Below are 19,302 nucleotides of genomic sequence, written 5' to 3'. Positions count from 1 at the left end.
CCCCTACCCCCCCTACCTCCCCTACCCCCCCTACTTGCCTTCACCTCTTGCCTTTTGCCAAAAAAAATAATCAGACTACAATTTTTGTAAACTTAATGTTTATGATTCTTTAGAGAGGATTTTGAAATCAATGGCTCAAAATCTACAACATGGAAGCACCTTTTGAAATCACCCTCCAGATGGTGATCACTGTTTTTGCAGGCATTAGCGCCCAGGTAATGGCTGCATATTTCAAATTACCTAGCATCGTGTTACTACTCTTATTAGGCATCCTGTTAGGTAAAGACGGGCTGGGAATATTACAACCCCATTTACTAGGAACAGGATTAGAAGTGATTGTTTCCCTAGCAACAGCAATCATTTTGTTTGAAGGAGGACTCAAATTAGATCGGCAGGAGTTGGGCAAAGTTTCCCTCAGTCTCCAGTTACTCGTCACCTTGGGAACTCTGATCACCCTACTAGGGGGAAGTCTTGCGGCGCACTGGCTAGGGGAGTTTCCCTGGAATATAGCAGTGCTTTATGCGTCCATTGTTGTTGTCACCGGACCGACCGTAATTGGTCCATTAATTCAACAAATTAACGTAGATAGACAAGTAGCAACGCTATTAGAAGGCGAAGGAGTTTTAATAGATCCCGTGGGAGCTATCCTGGCTTACGTTGTCTTGGATACAATTTTAAACGGTGATACAGACCCCATTAATGCCATTATTGGTCTAATTTTACGTTTCGCTGTGGGTGCGGGCATTGGTGGCGTTGGTGGATATTTAATGAGTTGGATGTTTAAACGCGCCAATTTCATCTCTTTTGAACTGAAAAATCTGGTTGTACTGGCAGTTTTATGGGTGTTGTTTGCCCTATCGCAAATGATTCGCTCTGAATCGGGAATCATGACCACAGTAGTAGCAGGTGCGGTATTTGCTAACTCTTCAGTTCCCGAAGAGCGTTTATTGCGAAGCTTTAAAAATCAACTGACAATTCTCAGCGTTTCTGTATTATTCATCCTCCTAGCGGCTGATTTATCCATTGCCAGTGTCTTCGCTTTAGGTTGGGGGAGTTTATTCACCGTTTTGGTGTTAATGTTTGTTGTTCGCCCCATTAACATTATTTTGTGTACTTGGAATAGTGATCTAAATTGGCGACAGAAACTATTTTTAAGTTGGGTTGCACCCAGAGGCATAGTTTCCGCCTCTGTAGCGTCTTTATTTGCGATTTTACTGACGCAGAGGGGCATTAATGGTGGTGATTCGATTAAAGCCTTAGTCTTTTTGACAATTATCATGACGGTTTTTTGTCAAGGTTTAACCGCTGGCTGGTTGGTTAAATGGTTACGAATTACCTCTAAAGATGCAACTGGGGCGGTAATTGTCGGCTGTAATCCCCTGGGTTTATTAATTGCCCGCTTTTTTCAAGAACGGGGAGAAAGTGTGGTGATGATTGATACTGACCCGGAACGTTTAGCCCAAGCTGAAGCCCAAAATCTGCGGGTGATTGCTAGTAGTGCTTTAGATGGGGAAATACTGGAAGAAGCTGGTATTGGTTCGATGGGGACTTTTTTAGCTATTACAAGTAATGGTGAGGTGAATTTTGTCTTAGCTCAACGGGCTGCTGAGGAATTTAATCCTCCCCGGGTTTTAGCTATATTTCCCCATCATCCCCAAGGTTCTCCTTTGGTTAATAGTAAGGTTGAGCAAGCCTTTGTCCCTGATTTATCGGTAAAAACTTGGAATGAATATTTGATGAATGGACAGGTGAAATTAGGAACAACTACACTAAATGCGGCGGAATTTGACTCTCAACATGAACATATACAAGAAAAAATTCGAGATGGGATCTTAGTACCACTATTGTTAGAACGAGAAGAACGGTTACAGGTGATGTCTGCAAGCCAACAGTGGGAAATAGGCGATCGCATTATCTATCTATTATATGATTCCCGTCCTAATTTGTTAAAACTTCTCTCCGGTGCTAGTCAATCTACACCCCTAACTATGGAAACATTGGCAGAAGTTGAGGAAGTAAGAGCTAAAGAAGCTTAGATTTTAAGTCAGTTGTCAGTTGTCCGTTGTCCGTTGTCAATTGTCAGAAGAAAGATTCAATAGTTTACCCCCATAATCTTCTTCCTGCTTTTCCCTGCAATCTTTCATGGGTATCTTTTAGCAAAGTAGGAATATCTAAATTTTCTGGACATTTGGGCAAACAATCACCACATTCTGTACAACGGTTGGCTTTCATTCCTGGAAACCAATGACCGGCATTTTCAAACATTCCATAACGATATTTACCATAATCTGTCATATCATAAGCTACGGCTAAATTTCGTAATCTTAAAACTTCGGGAATATGAATATTTTCCGGGCAAGGTAAACAGGCATAACATTGACTACATTTATCGGTTAATAAAACATTATTTTGCTGATTTTCTAATCTTTCAAAAATGGCAATTTCGGCTTTTGTTAATTCATTTTTCTTCTCAAAAAGTTCTGGAGATATTACTAATTCTTCCTGGTTTGCCGGTCCTATACTCAAAGTATGAATGTGGTTATCACTCAGCAAAAACCGATAATTTAGATCTAATGGTGTAAATGGGTAACAAAGTTCCTTTAAAGTTTGGGGTGGAGTATATAATTTTCCGCCCTTATCCGCAGGAGAAATAATAAAAACGCCCATATCTTTCTCTTTTGCTAACTTAATAGCGGGGGCATTATGTTGAAAAAAATAGTAATAATGGAGATTAACAAATTCAAAAAGATTTGTATTTATCGCTGCTAAAATTACATCTAATGAACCGTGAGTAGAAAACCCAAGATGTCGCACTCTCCCATCATTAATAGCTTCCTCAACAGCTTGCATACAGCCATTTTTAGCTTGTACCCATTCTAAATGTTGCCAAGTATTTAATCCATGAATTCCTAAACAATCCAGATAATCTAAATTCAAGCGATTTAAAGATTCGTCAATATACCGACCCATAGAATCAGCATCAGGTGTCGGGGGAATTTTGGTAGTAATGTGAATTTGACTGCGAGGTACTGATAAACCAGCTTTTATAGCGTTACCTAAATATGCTTCACTGTCACCGTAACCTCTAGCAGTTTCTAAATGATTAATTCCTAAAGATAAGGCTTTTTCCAGAAGTTGTTGGACATTTTCGCTATCAGTTAAACAGCGCATTGTTCCCAAAGAAAAAACAGAAAGATATAAATTAGTTTTACCAAACCGACGATATTGCATATAGTAACGTAAGTTGCTAGTTAGAGAAATTTTCAGAAATGGCTAACGCCACGCTTCGCTATCAGGATGTCCAGGATTTAAGGATGTACAGGATGAGAACTGGAATTTTATCACCTATTACCAGCCTCAACTAGATAACTAGCAACTTGAGTTAGTAAGAGACTTCCAAATAAAAAAATGTCCCAAAACTGATGCAAAAATTCTCTCTCTGTGTACTCTGTGCCTCTGTGGTTCGTTTCTTGGGATAATTTATTTCTTGGAAGTCTCTAAGTAACAAAGCCAAGATTATTTGTCTGTTAAATCCGTAAAAATAGCACAGAAATCAGCTTTCTGTGCATGACTGGAAAACGCTATAATTAACCTGGAGGCCAGGACATAGGACGACGACCAAGGATGTGTATATGCAAATGATATACTGTTTGACCACCATCAGCGCCAGTATTCATAACGACGCGATAACCGTCTTCTAGTCCCGCTGCTGCTGCAACTTTCTGGACTGTTAATAACAGGTGTCCTAAAAGTGCTGCATCTTCTGGTTCTGCGGTAGCTAGGTTGACTATGGGTTTTTTGGGAATAACGAGGATATGAACTGGTGCTTGGGGGTTAACATCTGTAAAGGCTAGGGCTAAATCGTCTTCATAAACAATATTCGCGGGAATTTCTTTACGAATGATTTTACTGAAAATGGTTTCTGTGTTGGGACTCATGCAGTTTTAATTACTCATCTGTTAAAGATTTTAAGCGATCGCTCGAACAGGCGATAAAAAGTTAAGATGGTGTGTAGTTAGTGCATCTATAGTTTTATGGCCAAACCTGCGGATGTTAGTACCAAACGCTTAATTAGTCTTGCACCCAATAATTGGGTAAAATGGGTAACGCAAATCCCAGATGTGATTGCTGGAGAAATTCTCAATTCTGAATTTCAATGGATTAGTAGAGAAAGTGATGTACTTATCCGTGCTGAAAGTAAAGAATATGGGCAATTTATGGTTCTTAATGAATTGCAATTGCGGTATAAATCAGAACTGCCGCGAAGGATGCGAGCTTATGCAGGATTAGCTGAAGAAAAATATAAATTACCCACATATCCTGTACTAATTAACATTCTCAAAACAGGTGATGCTGAAATCCCAACGCGATATGAATCTAATCTTGCTGGCTTACAAGTTCGTCAAGATTACCGTGTAATTAACCTATGGGAAGTAGATGTTAAAATTGCTTTAGAACAACCTTTACCGTCTCTATTGCCTTTTGTGCCGATTCTCAAAGGTGGTGAAGATGAATCTATAATTCGGGAAGCATTGCGTTTATTGCAAGCTGATGAACAATTAAATCAACTAGAAACGGTTCTTGCTTTTTTTGCTACGTTTGTATTAGATAGTTCCTTAGTTCAAGAAATTATGAGGTGGGATATGACAGTTTTACGCGAATCACCTTGGTATCAGGAAATATTGCAACAAGGAATGCAACAAGGAATGCAACAAGGTGAACAACAAGGTGAAAGAAAAGACAGACTCTCTAGCATTGAGTTATGTTTAGAAGTAAAATTTGGTAATGAAGGATTAAGATTCATACCGAAAATATCACAAATATCTGATCTTGAGACACTAAAAACAATTCAACGTTCAATCCTCACGGTTGAAAGTTTAGAGGAATTAAGAGGATGTTTAAAAAGTTTTTAATGTATAAATAAACCCCTCTCGTAAACCTCTCCAGTATTAAATGTTATTCCTTTTCCCTCCCCTTGCAAAGGGGCTACGGTGTACACACAAGTTATCGAATCACCATTATTCCTCAAATTACCCCACCCTAACCCTCCCCTTGCAAAGGGGAGGGAACTAATTTTTCCGGTTTCCCCCCTTTATAAGGGGGGATTAAGGGGGGTAATTTAACTTGTGTGTACACGATAGCGTAGGGAAGGGGGGTTAGGTTTCTGGAGATTATCGGTTTCATCTAATACTTTCAAAACAACCTCTTAGAGGTTGTTTTAGAAGTTTTTAAGAACATTTTTATTCAGTGATTTCACTCATTGTTAATTTACCTAAAAATCTGCTTTGATATCCTCAAGGTTTATTCATATATAAAAAATGCTGGCTAGAGTTTGGAGTGCATCTATTATCGGGATTGACGCTGTAAAAGTGGGTGTGGAAGTTGATGTTTCCGGTGGTTTACCGGGAATTGTGATTTTAGGTTTACCAGATTCGGCTATTCAAGAATCTAAAGAACGGGTAAAAGCCACTTTGAAAAATGCGGGTTTTGCCTTTCCCATACGGAAAATTGTCATTAACCTAACTCCCGCAGATTTGAGAAAAGAGGGACCAGCTTTTGATTTACCAATTAGTGTGGGAATTTTAGCAGCTTCTGAACAAGTTAACGCTGATTTATTGGGAGATTTTTTATTTTTAGGTGAAGTTTCTCTAGATGGCAGTTTGCGTCCGGTTGCTGGTGTTTTACCGATTGCTGCAACTGCAAAGAAAATGGGAATTGCGGGTTTAGTTGTTCCTATTGATAATGCCCAAGAAGCTGCTGTTGTTGAAGGTTTAACGGTTTATGGTTGCAAAGATGTTGCTGATGTCGTGGACTTATTAAATAATCCTAAAAAATACCAACCTGTCCAGTTAAATCAAACAATTGAAACTTCCCAGTCAATATCTTTAAATTTAGCAGATTTGCAGGATGTCAAAGGACAAGCACACGCCCGCAGGGCTTTAGAAATTGCGGCTGCGGGGGGACACAATTTGATTTTTGTTGGACCACCAGGAAGCGGAAAAACGATGTTAGCACGGCGGTTATCGGGAATTTTACCACCTTTAAGTTTTCCTGAATCTTTGGAAGTAACACGCATTCATTCTGTGGCTGGATTGTTGAAAAATCGGGGTTCTTTAGTTAGAGAAAGACCTTTTCGGAGTCCCCACCATTCCGCATCTGGTCCATCTTTGGTTGGTGGTGGCACTTTTCCCCGTCCTGGCGAAATTTCATTATCCCACAGAGGTGTACTTTTTTTAGACGAATTAACAGAATTTAAAAGAGATGTTTTAGAGTTTTTACGTCAACCGTTAGAAGATGGTTTTGTGACCATTTCCCGAACTAAACAATCTGTTACTTTTCCCGCACAATTTACATTAGTAGCTAGTACAAATCCCTGCCCTTGTGGTTATTATGGCGATACAATTCAAGGCTGTACTTGTTCACCTCGACAACGGGAACAATATTGGGCAAAATTGTCTGGACCATTAATGGATAGAATTGATTTGCAAGTAGCAGTCAATCGTTTGAAACCAGAGGAAATTACCCAACAACCAACAGGAGAATCATCAAAATCCGTAGCTGAACGAGTGGAAAAAGCTAGAGAAAAGGCTGTAATTCGGTTTCAAAAAGAAGATTTACAATGTAATGCTCAAATGCAAAGTCGTCATTTGCAAAAATGGTGTCAATTAGATGATGCAAGTCGGAATTTATTAGAAGCAGCTATTAGGAAATTAGGCTTATCTGCAAGAGCGAGCGATCGCATTCTCAAAGTAGCACGAACTATAGCAGATTTAGCGGGAAATGAAAACCTCAAACCCCAGCACGTAGCCGAAGCAATTCAATATCGGACAATTGATAGAATGCAGTAAGTAATTGGACAAAAATATTTACAGTCATTGCGAGCGAAGGGAAGCAATCACAACCCTTGGAATTGCTTCATTTCACTTCGTTCCATATGGCTAACGCCACGCAATGCTTACGCAATGACATTGTGTAATTAATTTTGTCTCACTACTTAATCAACTAGAAAAACATGAATAATAAAATGCTATATCATATTGGTTTTAGCAAAGCAGATTTAGGTGAATTTCCTCCCGAAATTGCTTTATTATCAGGTGATCCCCAGCGGGCTAATTTTATCGCCCAAACTCATTTACAAAATGTGCAGTTACTATCAGAAAATCGGGGACTTCATAGCTATTTAGGCGATTTACCCAATGGAAAAAAGATTTTATCTGCTACTAGTGGTATGGGTGCGCCTTCTTTGAGTATTGTGGTTAATGAGTTAGTACAAGTAGGTATTCAAAAAATTATTCGCATTGGTACTTGTGGCTCAATTCAACCTCATATATCCGTTGGGAGTATTGTTATTAGTAACGCGGCTTTGTGTCGTCAAGGTGCAGCTAATGATATTGCACCTGTAGAGTATCCAGCCACAGCAGATCCTTTTCTCACAGTGGCTTTAGTCAAAGCAGCACAAGAATTAAAAATTGAGCATTATTTAGGAATTACAGCATCAGTTGATACCTTTTATGAAGGACAAGAACGGACTGATTCAGCTAATCCTTATTTAATCCGATCTCTTAATGGAATTACCGAAGAATATCGCCGCTTAAATATTTTGAATTACGAAATGGAAGCAGGAATGTTATTCAAAATGGCAGGTGTTTATAACTTCGCCGCTGCGGCTGTTTGTGCTGTCGTTGCTCAACGTACCATGTCAGAAGACGTTATTTTATCAAAAAAGGATTTAGCTATCAACAATGCCATTTTAACTGCTATCCGTGCGGCTGCAAATATCTAGTTAAGCATCTTTGGGCAAATTATTGGGGTCAATTCCCTGCGATCGCAAATAAGCTATTAGCCGTTCTTTTTCCTCCCGTTCTTGTTCAGCCCGTTGGCGTTCCTGTTCAATTTGTTCCACAGCCCAAGGTAACAAATTACCTGTTTGATCCCACCATCTTAACCAATAGCCAGTCCGTCCTTCTTTTGCACCTCGCCAAGTTCCTAAAAACAGTCCCATTTCTTCAATCCAATGACGACCATTCTCATCTGGTTGTTTTAATTCATAACGTCCATTTTCCAGTTGATAATATTCTAATAATCCCCCATTTGGCTCAAATATGATGTAAATGGCAACTTGTAAAATTTGTTCATAAAAAAACCATTTTCCCGGCGGATAGGTACGCTTAACTGAATATTCTCCACCGTCTTTATCTGATAAAAACTCCATCACTACAGCAGGTATATCCCCTTCCAAATTGGGTGTATAGCTTTTCCGTTCTGCTAATATCTCTTTAACAGAAGGCACATATACCCAATCAGGTGCTTTAGCCACAAATTGCTCATTTAATGTGGCACACAGCCCGAAATTGGCAGCGATTAACATCTGTGGTTGAATAAATCCACTGATTTCTAAACTTTCCCGCAAAGCCCCCGCTAAAAGTGGCTGTCCTGTATTTTCCACTGGTTCATCCTCTAACTGAAAATCATCGGGTAAGGCTTCCCAAGAGATGACCAGTCCAGTCTGTGATTTGGTTTCACTGAGTAGGGTTGCCATAAACGCCACCTTTGGTTGATTTATTTTTATTGTATCCTAATATATTTTTATTGTAAATATCAGAAAAAATATTGTATAATTTTCTCAGCCAAAAAACATTTTTATATAGTTTAAATTAAAAAATATGGATCAACCAATTCTTAAATTTATTTTTACCCAAAACTATAAAAATCTCTCGTTATCTCAATCTGTAGAGTTAAAAAATCTCAATATTTTTATAGGATCAAATGGTTCTGGAAAAAGTAATTTTATCAGTACATTAAAATTTTTAAAGGATTGTTTAACTAGTATTCCTGATGAAAGTCGTGGTATTACTAGTTTTGAAGAAGCAATTAGTAGGTTTGGTAATGATAGGATTTTAGATAATAGTGTTGATAGTCCTGCTGTAATTAAATTACAATATGGGTTTTCGGAAATATTACAATATAGTAGTCGAATTAAAAGTCCAATTCTGGATATTGATTTATTTGTAGATAGAAAAAAACAGAAATTAACTATTCATCAAGAATCTTTATATAGTGGAGATGATTTACCCAATCCAGAGTCATCACCTTTTTATTATTATAAATTTCATGATCCAAAACTGCAAAATATAGGTAAAGGTGTTATATCAGTCTATAACCAATCTGAACAGAAAGTAGGAACACATTTTGAAGTATTAGATAATATTCCTGCAAATATTTTAGGTTTAAATGCACTTTCAGAATTATTGGAAAATAGCCAAAATAAACTGATAACTACACTAACCACACCTGCTTATAAAGTTAGAAGAGAGTTAATTGCATTTATTTCTCAATGGCAATTTTATAATGCGAATAACATGGATTTGCATCAAATTAGAAATTCAGAACCAAAAATAGGAGGAAATGATATTTATTTATCTACATCAGGAAATAATTTACCTTTAGTATTTGAAAACTTAACCCAGGAAAATATTGATTTTGAAGACAGTATTAATAATGCTATGAAGTCTATTTTGCCTCAAACTCGTCGGCTACGTTCCATTCGTTCTGGGCGTTTATCATTAACATTAGAATGGCATTTTGAAGATATTAAAGAACCATTTTATCTTACAGAAATGTCAGATGGAACGGTAAGAATGTTATGCTGGGCGACTATATTACATTCTCCTATTTTACCTTCCTTATTAGTTATTGATGAACCAGAATTAGGTTTGCACGTATCTTGGATGCCAATTTTAGCAGAATGGATTAAACAAGCTGCTAGAAAAACTCAAATTATTATCACTACTCATAGTCCTGATCTTTTAGATCATTTTACAGATTCCTTAGAAAATGTTTATTGTTTTTATTCTCAAGATAAGACGCATTTTTCTATGAAAACACTCTCTCATGAAATTTTAGATCAAAAACTAGAAGAAGGATGGCAATTAGGTGATTTATACCGTGTAGGAGATCCTACTGTGGGAGGATGGCCGTGGTAGTTTGGGTATTTGCAGGTGGTGGAGAAGCGGAAGTTAGAGGATTAATTCCTTTTTTACAAAAGAATTTTCCTGGTTGTCAATTTGAACGGAAAACACCAGCAAGAATAAAACCAGGACCAAAACCTGGGAAGGTAACTGGTTATGGTAAAACAGGTAAAAGTTTAATTGAACAAATTACCCAAGAATTACCTATTGCTTTGCAATGCGAACCTAAAAAATGTGATTTAATTTTAGTTTTTGATGATTTAGACTGTCGAGATGTTAATTCTCAAAAGGAGAAGTTTATATCAGCAATATCTAAAATAACTGAATGTCATGATATTTAATACTATTCTTCTCTTCTTCTAATTCTTCCTCCTGACTCCTGACTCCTGACTCCTGACTCCTGACTCCTGACTCCTGACTCCTAGCTCTCACAGACAACTTTTTCAGCAAACCCTAATTATTAGTCATCATCATTGACCTAATCTAAAAACTCTCCCAAATTTGGCACATTTACCCAACTTCCTGTTTCATGAGATTTATGGGATAAATCCATTAACAATTGTGAATAAACCCCTTCCCGCAAAGAAGGTATAGTTTGTTGATGATTAGTAATTCCTTTTACCCATTCATCAACAACCCGAAGAAAAGCACAAATTCGCCCATCATGATAATTTTGAGGAAAGAGAAATTGTTGCGGAACTGCTATTTCTTTTAAAGATTCACCCGGTTGAGAACCCCAAATTTGAAAACCATGAATATAGTCTTTTTGATTCTTGCTACCTAAAACCAAAGTTCCCTTATCTCCATATACTTCTATCCAATGAGTTCTTGCTGCATGAACAACTGCACTAATAGAAACTTGACAAGGTGTACCATTTACTAATTCCAAAGATAATAAACAAGTATCATCAGTATCAACGGCTTGTAATTCTCCATTTTCAGGGTTCACTCTTTCCGAAATAGCAGTAGTTAAATGAGCATTTAATTTACCAACTGAACCGAATAACCAATTAATATAATCGAAAGCATGAGAACCTAAAGAACCTAAAGCACCTCCACCTTTTTCTTTACTAGAATACCAATTCCAAGGACGAGAAGTATCAGCGCGAGAAGAACCCAACCAATCAATTTTAATTAATCGGATATTCCCCACATAATTTGCAGCCAGAAGTTGAGCGAAAAATTGCCATTCTGGAACAAACCGAAATTCAAAATCTACAGTTGCAATTACATCTTGACTCTTTGCTAACTGATACAATTCTTTAGCTTCAGTGACATTTAAAGTTATAGGTTTTTCTAACAAGAGATGTTTACCAGCTTGCAAAACCTGTTTAGCCATTTCATAATGCAAAAATGGCGGTGTGGAAATGCTGACAGCTTCAACTGTGGGTAAAGCTAGAATTTCTGCTAAATTAGCGCTTGCATAGGGGATATTATGACTGGCAGCAATAGTTCTTGCTTTATTAATATCTCGATGATAAACAGCAACGATTTTAGTATTATGATGTGCTTGAAATGTAGGAATATGAACTTTTTGACCAAATCCCGTACCAACAACTGCTACCCCAATCATGTTTAGTTTTTATAAAATTTACTTAATAATTGTACAGATTAATTGGATTTTCAGAAAGTTAATGGCGAAAATTATTAATAAATAAAAATAATCGCCATCAAGTTCACAAAGACAAAATACTCAAACCTTAGATAGAAACTGAGGGTGGGGTAATAGTGTTATTAGCAAGTAAATCTACATCTTTCGATGCTTCATTTACGCGCAGAATTTTCGCTCCTAATTGCTGTAACTTCAGATCCAGGCGATCATAGCCTCGATCTAAGTGGTGTAATCCTTGAACAATGGTTGTTCCCGTCGCTGCTAATCCGGCTATGACTAAAGCTGCGGAAGCTCTTAAATCCGTGCCTATGACTGGTGCGCCCGATAACACTGGCACTCCCCGAACAAAAGCAGTATTACCTTTAACACGGATATCTGCGCCCAGACGATTTAACTCAGAAGCATGACGCAAGCGATTTTCAAAGACTGATTCGTTAATGATACTGTCACCTTCAGCTACAGTTAGTAAAGCCATGAAAGGTGCTTGCATATCCGTAGGAAAGCCAGGATGGGGCAAGGTATCAATATTTATAGCTTTGAGAGTTTTCGCTGGCAAAATCCGTAAGCAATCTTTCCCTTCCTCAATAATAGATACACCAATCTCCTGTAACTTGGCAATAACGGGGATTAAATGATCTGGTACAACAGGAGATAGAAGTAGTTCAGAACGGGTAATTGCACCAGCAATTAATAATGTTCCTGCTTCAATGCGGTCAGGAATAATAGTATAATCAGTAGAGTGTAATTTAGGTACACCAACTATCGTAATTGTACTTGTTCCTGCACCTTGAATTTTTGCTCCCATTGAGTTACAGAAGTTAGCTAAATCAACTACTTCTGGCTCTCTGGCAGCATTATCAATGATGGTTTCTCCATCTGCTAGGGTAGCAGCCATCATCAAGGTTTCTGTCGCACCAACACTGGGAGTATCTAAATAGATTTTTGCTCCTGTTAATCTGCCATTATTCCCAGGAACATGAGCATTGCAAATACCGTGTTCAATTAACACTTCTGCGCCCATTGCTTGCAGTCCTCTGACGTGCAAATCTACCGGTCTAGCACCAATGGCACAACCCCCTGGTAAGGGCATTTGTGCTACTCCTAATCGAGCTAAAATTGGACCAATGGCAAAGAAACTGGCTCGCAGTTGGGTAACTAGTTCATAAGGGGCTTTAGATGTAGTAATTTCTCGCGCATCAACATCTAAAATGTCCCCTTCTCTATTTAAACGTAATCCTAAAGCTGATAAAACTTGTCCCATCCGTTCTACGTCCGCTAATAAGGGAACGTTGCGAATGCGACAATCACCGGAACAGAGGAATGTTCCAGCCATGATTACCAGGGCGGAATTCTTAGCTCCGCTAATTTTTACATGACCCCCCAAAGGATGCCCTCCACTGATTTGCAAGACTGAGGAGTCTGTTGCCAGTGAAGACTTGGCATCTGGTAAGCTGCTAGAAGAATTAATAAGCCTACCTCCAAAAGTACGTAATTATAAAGGTTTGATGTTGCTTTTGATTCTAAGTTGATTATCCTCTAGCTAAAAGCAAAGAAGAGTTTTCTCTAAAGTTGTCAAATGCCATAAAGTCGTTAGATTCTATCATGCAGTATGCCAGCTTGATTGGAAAAATGGGGATTGGCTAGATGTGAACAAAATTTTAAAATTGTTCCATCTTTATTCTGGCAAATCTTTTCTTGACAAATCAAAAAAATTAGGCAATAATGATAAACTGTTAATAAGATTCAATCCCTGCGGAACTGGCGGAATTGGCAGACGCGCTAGATTCAGGTTCTAGTGCCTTCACGGGCTTCCGGGTTCAAGTCCCGGGTTCCGCATATCAATTTTGGATGTAGCTTTTTACTAAGAGTAAGCCACAAAATAAATGATCCTGTTTTGTCATGCTGAATGTAGCGTTCGCGGAGCGTGGCGTTAGCCATAGCGAAACGAAACATCTCAAGAGATTCTTCACTACACTTCGTTTCGTAATGCCTCTGGCACGCTGCGCGAACAGCGTGACATTGGGCATTTCTTTTTGTGGAGTTCTCTAAAACGTTCTTGTATAGTTAGCGGGCAGGATGCCCGCACCACAAGAAAATTTGGGATACTTTTTAAATTGGATAACTCTAAGAGGGTGTTTGAAAAGTCATAATTGCTGTATCAAATGTTCTACCCTTCCCTTATAAAGGCTATCGTGTACACACAAGTTAAATTATCCCCCTTAATCCCCCCGATGCTTTGGGGGAAACCGGAAAAATCAGTCCCCTCCCCAAAGCATCGGGGAGGGTTAGGGTGGGGTAATTTGAGGAATAATGGTGACTCCTGCTGTAAGTAGGTGAACACAATAAGGGACTTCCAAGAAATAAATTATCCTGATTAACGAACCACAGAGGCGCAGAGGACACAGAGGAATAAGGGTTTGAGAGATTTTTGCGTTAGGTGGTTGAGTATTTTTTTATTTGGAAGTCCCTAAAACCAAACTGTGTAAAGAAACGTAAAATCGCTGAAAACTTCTTTACTCTTGCCTCTTGCCTCTTGCCTCTTGCCTCTTGCCTCTTGCCTTGCTATAACGACAATTTTCAACGCCAACCTACTTATCAATGTTCAAATAAATCCTTGAATTGTAATAAATCTAAAGTAACTATTGTGGGTAAAACTTGAAAACATTCTTGGGCAACTTGCGAACGTTCTTCCCGTTCTAACATAGTTGTAAGCTTTTCTCGTACACTTAACAAATAACGGACATCATTAGCCGCATAACTTAATTGTGCATCAGATAAATTACTAGCATTACCCCAATCAGAACATTGGGAACTTTTGTCTAATTCCACTTTTTCCAACTCTAAAACCACATCTTTTAAACCATGACGATTTGTATAAGTTCTAGCTAACTTACTAGCAATTTTAGTACAAAAAATGGGCTGTACAATAATATCTAAATTCTGCCGTAAAGTAGCAACATCAAATCTGGCAAAGTGGAAAACCTTGACAATATCAGTTGCTTCCATTAAAACTTTCAAATTTGGTGCTACCGTTTGTCCTCTAGAGATCCGAATGGCTGTGACTTGTCCTTCCGGGTTGCAGAGTTGAACTAGACATAAGCGATCGCGCCCAGGTAAAAGTCCCATCGTTTCCGTATCAACAGCGATCGCCGGATATCTTAAATACTCAGCCAGAATTTCATCACTTAAGTCGCGATCGCTAACCTGAAAATCTTGTAATGTCATGAACTTATCAAATATAAATTATCTTTATTTTGCCAGACAACATGACCCAAAATTTCTTTCTTCCGCCTGACTCCTACCCCATCAGCAACCCCTACTTATTAGCATTCAAAAATATTTGCGTTAAATACACTTCCCCCTTCTGATTAGTAGCCACACCAACCCCAGTTAAATTATATTTACCCTGAAGATTCTTCAGATGACCGGGACTTTTTAACCAACCAGAAACCGCCTCATTGGCAGGATTGCTATATCCAGTATTATAAGCCACATTTTCTGCCGCACTAGTGTATTTAAGAGGAATCGCCATCACCCGCTGTTCAAATCCTTGATGGCTAAAAGGAACTTCACCCGTCGCCATATTTTGACTGTGAATCCTGGCTTGCTGACTGATTTTTTCGCTTAAATTTAGTTGTTTTAGCCCGCGTTTTGCCCGATATTGATTAATTTGAGTAAAAACCGATTTCTCTAAATTAGTAGTTTCAAACCCAAGATTAGATATTTTGGCTTGACTTGTCACCAGTGATGAAGGCTGATATCCGCCAGTTTGTTTAGCAGAACTATTATCTGGATTCGCAGCAGTCATATAGCCACTAGCGATGACAAGCGTACTTAAAGCGATGCCAAAAGCAGTTTGTCGTAACATAGATTTTTAAGCTAAGTAATGTATGGATTTACTGGATATATACCCTATCTTCTGATTATCAGAATACTTACCAGGATACTATTTGCCGAATATAAACTAAAGAATCATCAAATTTTCACAATTCAAAGCAGTCATATCTCACTCATGACTATAAAACTAATAGATGTTATTTACACTACATTATTAATCAAAATCATTAGTAATAAATAGTATCCAATGATAGATGTCATAGATACTATTTTTATTAATCAATTATTTTTGACAAAAACTTGTAGCAGGAGTCAGGAGGAAGAATTAGATCAAGGTAGGAATAGCAGTAGGGGTAAAGCATGAGCCATTGGTGTCAACTTAAGCTCAAATCCCTACCACATCTCATTCCCAGTCAGAGACTGGGAATGAGATGACTTGAGTTCTTTGCGGGATAGAGGTTTTACGTTAATTTGACACCAATGAGCATGAGCTAAACCCCTACCTTGTGAATCAAATAATTAAGCCGTGTTGGGTATAATTAGTGAATTAAGAACTTAGCCGCCGTTTGCACATCCTTATCGCCGCGCCCAGAACAGTTGATAATGAGCTTAGGACTACCAGCAAGTTGAGGACAGAGAGTTTCCAGGTAAGCGATCGCATGAGAAGTTTCCAAAGCTGGTATAATACCCTCCAACTTCGACAACCGTTGGAACGCCTCCAAAGCCTCAGCATCCGTTACACTGTAATATTCAGCCCTGCCAATATCCTTCATATAACTGTGTTCAGGACCAACACCAGGATAATCCAACCCAGCACTAATAGAATGGGGTTCAATCACCTGTCCATCATCATCCTGCAAAAGATAACTCATCGAACCATGTAACACACCAACCTGTCCCTTTGTCAGAGTAGCTGCGTGTTTGCCAGTATCCACACCCTCACCAGCAGCCTCCACCCCAATTAACCGCACAGACGATTCTTTCACAAACTCGTGAAATAGTCCCATAGCATTAGAACCACCACCCACACAAGCCACCAGAATATCAGGCAACCCACCCCATTTTTCCATCGCTTGAGCGCGAGTTTCCTCACCAATCACCGCATGAAAATCCCGAACCATCATCGGGTAAGGATGGGGACCAGCCACAGAACCCAGGATGTAATGGGTCGTTTCCACATTCGTTACCCAGTCCCGGATGGCTTCAGAAGTGGCATCTTTGAGAGTTCCCGTCCCCGCAGACACCGGACGAACTTCCGCCCCCATCAGCCGCATTCTGAACACATTTAAAGATTGGCGTTCCATGTCGTGAACACCCATGTAAATAATACATTCCAAACCAAACCGAGCGCAAACAGTCGCCGTTGCTACACCATGTTGTCCTGCACCAGTTTCCGCAATAATCCGCCGTTTACCCATGCGCTTGGCTAATAATACCTGACCGAGAGCATTATTAATCTTATGTGCGCCAGTATGGTTCAAATCTTCCCGCTTCAAGTAGATTTGCGCCCCTGTACCATCAGGACGAGCATAATTAGCAGTCAGCCTTTCAGCAAAGTACAAAGGAGTAGCCCGTCCGACATAATCTTTCAATAAACCTTGTAATTCAGCTTGAAAAGCCGATTCATGGCGATACTTCTGATATGCTGCTTCTAATTCAGCCAACGCCGGCATCAAAGTTTCAGGAACATACTTACCACCAAAGCGGCCAAAACGTCCTAGAGTATCAGGTACTGAAGCCGTTTGTGAGAAATGAGGAGAGAGAGGAGTAGTAGTCACGGATTGGGTAAAATAAGAGAACAAAGTTAATTGTAATTCTAGAACAATATTGTAGTCAGGGCTTCTAGCTAGTCCCCCCTTCCCAATCTCCACAATTCTCGTTTCTCGTTCCCAGTCTCTGACTGGGAATGCCATTTTAGAGGTTCTACCTCCAGTTATAATTGAGGCAGAACCTCTTAACTGCATTCCCACGCGGAGCATGGGAACTAGAGGGTTCTCTATTTAAATAAGAGTTAAATAAGGGAATTTTATCTTATTCCCTCGTTCCCAGTCTCTGACTGGGAATGCCATTTTAGAGGTTCTACCTCCAGTTAGGGACTTCCAAGAAATAAATTATCCTGATTAACGAACCACAGAGGCGCAGAGGACACAGAGGAATAAGGGTTTGAGAGATTTTTGCGTTAGGTGGTTGAGTATTTTTTTATTTGGAAGTCCCTTATAATTGAGGCAGAGCCTCTTAACTGTATTCCCACGCGGAGCATGGGAACTAGAGAGTTCTCTATTTAAATAAGAGTTAAATAAGAGAATTTTATCTTATTCCCTCGTGAGCAATAGATAATTACTATAAATTACTAGGTACTGTTTTAAATTTATCTATTGAACCGAGAGAATAATCCTCTAATTTAAAATCAGCGAAAGGCTTTTTCTCTAATCTATCTCTTAAGGCTTCATCTAATATTACCCCTTCAGCTTGTTTTTTGACACCAATGATAATAATACTGCGTTGATAAGCTGTTGAATCAAGGCTTACTTGACAATCTTTTCTCTGAAACTGTCCCAAATTCAATAAGCGATAACCTTTAACACTGGATGTACTACTAAATATCTTTTTTCCTAATAATTGGATTTGTTTAGAACGTTCTAAGGCGCGACTTTGTTCGGCGGTAATATCACCTTCGCAAGAAGCTGTTCCTACGGAAATAATCTCACTGGGATTTTCCATGATTTTCTGAATTCCTTCTTGTTCTAAATTAGATTTTAAGGAATCAAGGGTAATAGTTTGATCATTATATTTAATTTGATATGTACTGCCTAATTGCCATTTATATTCCACTGATAAAACCGCAATATTAAATTCGGCAACTCTCCCTTGACTATCTTTTCCTTCTTCATAGGGAAAATAATCAACTTTGCCTTGTTTAACTGGTGCTTGTCCATAGTCAGGAGGTAAAGCCGCAAATTTGGTATTTCTAAATGCTAATGATACCCACCAAAGTAGTAATAAAGAAACTATTAAAGCTGCAAACCAGGATAATAATGGTAATTTTTCAGGTTGTTTTTGCGGGGTAATAACGGTATTATTGGTAGTTGGGTTATTAATTATTTCTGTTTTTCCTAACCCGCCAATATTCACGGTTGCGGAGGTATTTCTTGTGAGGTTATCTTCAATTTCTGCTAATCTTCTAGAAATTTCTTCAGCATTGCTAGGACGTTGATTGACTGCCATTGACATTAACCAATCAATGAAATCTAATAATAATGGAGAAATATGATTGGCATGATGTCGCCATTGTAAAACATCTAAATGAGGATCATACAATTGTTCGGGGGGAAATCCCGTTAATAAAAATACAAATGTCCGTCCTAAAGCAAAGAAATCTGATGCAGGTATGGCTTGTCCTTGCATTTGTTCTGGGGGACTATAACCTGATGATGAAATTGCTGTCATTCCTCCACCATTGGCTAAATAGGTTCTGGTAATTTCTCTGGCTGTACCAAAGTCAATTAATACTAATTGTCCATCTGGACGAATCATGATATTTGATGGTTTAATATCTCTATGTAGGTATTGTTGGTTATGAACTAAATCTAATATTTCTAATAGTTGTTTTAACCAGACTATGGCTTGGGCTTCAGAAATGGGACGGTTTTGTTGTTGTTTTAACCATTGTTCTAAATTTGGGCCTTCAATTTTTTCCATCACCATACAATGCAAGATGAGATTATTTCTGGTTTGATAGGGAAAATAACCTTCTGTTTGCGGAATACCAGGATGATTCAGTTGTTGTAAAACGTTGGCTTCTTGTTGAAATAGTGCTAAGGCTTTACTATCATTTGTTAATTCTTCTTTGAGGACTTTGAGGATTTTTGGGGTGTCTTGTTGATG

15 protein-coding genes and 1 tRNA gene are annotated in these 19,302 nt (G+C 38.6%); 7 read left to right on the top strand and 9 right to left on the bottom strand.

What is annotated here, in order from left to right; all coding sequences use genetic code 11:
- Positions 1 to 149: 149 nt before the first annotated feature.
- On the top strand, positions 150 to 2,036 hold the full coding sequence (locus FJR37_RS13420) for a sodium:proton antiporter (protein WP_168466241.1): 1,887 nt from the start codon (positions 150 to 152) through the stop codon (positions 2,034 to 2,036).
- A gap of 64 nt (positions 2,037 to 2,100) precedes the next feature.
- Here the strand turns inward: FJR37_RS13420 and FJR37_RS13415 are convergent, their stop codons facing one another.
- Together FJR37_RS13415 and FJR37_RS13410 are read right to left on the bottom strand one after the other, a co-directional pair.
- Positions 2,101 to 3,231: an aldo/keto reductase gene (locus FJR37_RS13415; RefSeq protein WP_168466240.1), complete on the bottom strand. Its 1,131-nt coding sequence runs from the start codon at positions 3,229 to 3,231 to the stop codon at positions 2,101 to 2,103.
- A gap of 356 nt (positions 3,232 to 3,587) precedes the next feature.
- Positions 3,588 to 3,938, bottom strand: a complete 351-nt coding sequence (locus FJR37_RS13410; RefSeq protein WP_168466239.1) for a histidine triad nucleotide-binding protein — start codon at positions 3,936 to 3,938, stop codon at positions 3,588 to 3,590.
- A 96-nt stretch (positions 3,939 to 4,034) separates the two neighbouring features.
- Between FJR37_RS13410 and FJR37_RS13405 the strand changes: the two genes are divergently transcribed.
- The 3 genes from FJR37_RS13405 to FJR37_RS13395 all read left to right on the top strand — a co-directional run bounded on the left by FJR37_RS13405 (position 4,035) and on the right by FJR37_RS13395 (position 7,783).
- Positions 4,035 to 4,913, top strand: a complete 879-nt coding sequence (locus FJR37_RS13405) for an Rpn family recombination-promoting nuclease/putative transposase (protein WP_168466238.1) — start codon at positions 4,035 to 4,037, stop codon at positions 4,911 to 4,913.
- Positions 4,914 to 5,318: 405 nt separating this feature from the next.
- Complete coding sequence (locus FJR37_RS13400; protein WP_168466237.1) at positions 5,319 to 6,848, top strand: YifB family Mg chelatase-like AAA ATPase; 1,530 nt, start codon at positions 5,319 to 5,321, stop codon at positions 6,846 to 6,848.
- 164 nt (positions 6,849 to 7,012) lie between these two features.
- Positions 7,013 to 7,783, top strand: a complete 771-nt coding sequence (locus FJR37_RS13395) for a nucleoside phosphorylase (RefSeq protein ID WP_039205221.1) — start codon at positions 7,013 to 7,015, stop codon at positions 7,781 to 7,783.
- Here the strand turns inward: FJR37_RS13395 and FJR37_RS13390 are convergent, their stop codons facing one another.
- Entirely contained in the window at positions 7,784 to 8,539 is a 756-nt protein-coding gene (locus tag FJR37_RS13390; protein ID WP_039205219.1) for a Uma2 family endonuclease, read from the bottom strand.
- 124 nt (positions 8,540 to 8,663) lie between these two features.
- Here FJR37_RS13390 and FJR37_RS13385 point away from each other — a divergent pair, with 124 nt between their 5' ends.
- Together FJR37_RS13385 and FJR37_RS13380 are read left to right on the top strand one after the other, a co-directional pair.
- Positions 8,664 to 9,983: an AAA family ATPase gene (locus FJR37_RS13385; RefSeq protein WP_039205216.1), complete on the top strand. Its 1,320-nt coding sequence runs from the start codon at positions 8,664 to 8,666 to the stop codon at positions 9,981 to 9,983.
- Positions 9,977 to 10,309, top strand: coding sequence for a hypothetical protein (locus FJR37_RS13380; RefSeq protein ID WP_217355270.1), 333 nt, complete (start codon positions 9,977 to 9,979; stop codon positions 10,307 to 10,309). Before FJR37_RS13385 ends, FJR37_RS13380 begins: the two co-directional genes overlap by 7 nt.
- A 137-nt stretch (positions 10,310 to 10,446) precedes the next feature.
- Here the strand turns inward: FJR37_RS13380 and FJR37_RS13375 are convergent, their stop codons facing one another.
- Both FJR37_RS13375 and murA read right to left on the bottom strand, forming a co-directional pair.
- Positions 10,447 to 11,541 carry a Gfo/Idh/MocA family protein gene (locus tag FJR37_RS13375; RefSeq protein WP_039205214.1) on the bottom strand — a complete coding sequence of 365 codons (1,095 nt, stop codon included), beginning with the start codon at positions 11,539 to 11,541 and terminating at the stop codon, positions 10,447 to 10,449.
- A 127-nt stretch (positions 11,542 to 11,668) separates the two neighbouring features.
- Positions 11,669 to 13,048, bottom strand: a complete 1,380-nt coding sequence (gene murA, locus FJR37_RS13370) for a UDP-N-acetylglucosamine 1-carboxyvinyltransferase (RefSeq protein ID WP_071992814.1) — start codon at positions 13,046 to 13,048, stop codon at positions 11,669 to 11,671.
- 284 nt (positions 13,049 to 13,332) lie between these two features.
- Between murA and FJR37_RS13365 the strand changes: the two genes are divergently transcribed.
- A tRNA-Leu gene (locus tag FJR37_RS13365) sits at positions 13,333 to 13,416 on the top strand.
- A 759-nt stretch (positions 13,417 to 14,175) separates the two neighbouring features.
- On the opposite strand, the gene FJR37_RS13360 is transcribed toward FJR37_RS13365, so the two are convergent.
- The 4 genes from FJR37_RS13360 to FJR37_RS13345 form a co-directional block, all read right to left on the bottom strand.
- Complete coding sequence (locus tag FJR37_RS13360) at positions 14,176 to 14,805, bottom strand: ribonuclease D (RefSeq protein WP_039205212.1); 630 nt, start codon at positions 14,803 to 14,805, stop codon at positions 14,176 to 14,178.
- A 91-nt stretch (positions 14,806 to 14,896) separates the two neighbouring features.
- A complete protein-coding gene (locus FJR37_RS13355) occupies positions 14,897 to 15,448 on the bottom strand; it encodes a CAP domain-containing protein (protein WP_039205210.1) in 552 nt (183 codons plus the stop codon).
- Positions 15,449 to 15,956: 508 nt separating this feature from the next.
- Positions 15,957 to 17,195, bottom strand: a complete 1,239-nt coding sequence (gene trpB / locus FJR37_RS13350) for a tryptophan synthase subunit beta (RefSeq protein WP_039205225.1) — start codon at positions 17,193 to 17,195, stop codon at positions 15,957 to 15,959.
- A 562-nt stretch (positions 17,196 to 17,757) separates the two neighbouring features.
- On the bottom strand, positions 17,758 to 19,302 hold a 1,545-nt coding region (locus FJR37_RS13345; RefSeq protein ID WP_168466236.1), incomplete at its 5' end, for a serine/threonine-protein kinase.

It is taken from the genome of Aphanizomenon sp. UHCC 0183, from assembly GCF_009712065.1.
In the GTDB taxonomy this organism is placed as follows: domain Bacteria; phylum Cyanobacteriota; class Cyanobacteriia; order Cyanobacteriales; family Nostocaceae; genus Dolichospermum; species Dolichospermum heterosporum.
The sequence above is the reverse complement of the archived record's forward strand: the minus strand, read 5'-3'. Positions and strand labels throughout refer to the sequence as shown.

Excerpts from the sequence above, each read along its gene's own strand:
- FJR37_RS13420 (WP_168466241.1), top strand. The coding sequence starts at position 150 with ATGGAAGCACCTTTTGAAATCACCCTCCAGATGGTGATCACTGTTTTT.
- FJR37_RS13415 (WP_168466240.1), bottom strand. The coding sequence starts at position 3,231 with ATGCAATATCGTCGGTTTGGTAAAACTAATTTATATCTTTCTGTTTTT.
- FJR37_RS13410 (WP_168466239.1), bottom strand. The coding sequence starts at position 3,938 with ATGAGTCCCAACACAGAAACCATTTTCAGTAAAATCATTCGTAAAGAA.
- FJR37_RS13405 (WP_168466238.1), top strand. The coding sequence starts at position 4,035 with ATGGCCAAACCTGCGGATGTTAGTACCAAACGCTTAATTAGTCTTGCA.
- FJR37_RS13400 (WP_168466237.1), top strand. The coding sequence starts at position 5,319 with ATGCTGGCTAGAGTTTGGAGTGCATCTATTATCGGGATTGACGCTGTA.
- FJR37_RS13395 (WP_039205221.1), top strand. The coding sequence starts at position 7,013 with ATGAATAATAAAATGCTATATCATATTGGTTTTAGCAAAGCAGATTTA.
- FJR37_RS13390 (WP_039205219.1), bottom strand. The coding sequence starts at position 8,539 with ATGGCAACCCTACTCAGTGAAACCAAATCACAGACTGGACTGGTCATC.
- FJR37_RS13385 (WP_039205216.1), top strand. The coding sequence starts at position 8,664 with ATGGATCAACCAATTCTTAAATTTATTTTTACCCAAAACTATAAAAAT.
- FJR37_RS13375 (WP_039205214.1), bottom strand. The coding sequence starts at position 11,541 with ATGATTGGGGTAGCAGTTGTTGGTACGGGATTTGGTCAAAAAGTTCAT.
- FJR37_RS13360 (WP_039205212.1), bottom strand. The coding sequence starts at position 14,805 with ATGACATTACAAGATTTTCAGGTTAGCGATCGCGACTTAAGTGATGAA.
- FJR37_RS13355 (WP_039205210.1), bottom strand. The coding sequence starts at position 15,448 with ATGTTACGACAAACTGCTTTTGGCATCGCTTTAAGTACGCTTGTCATC.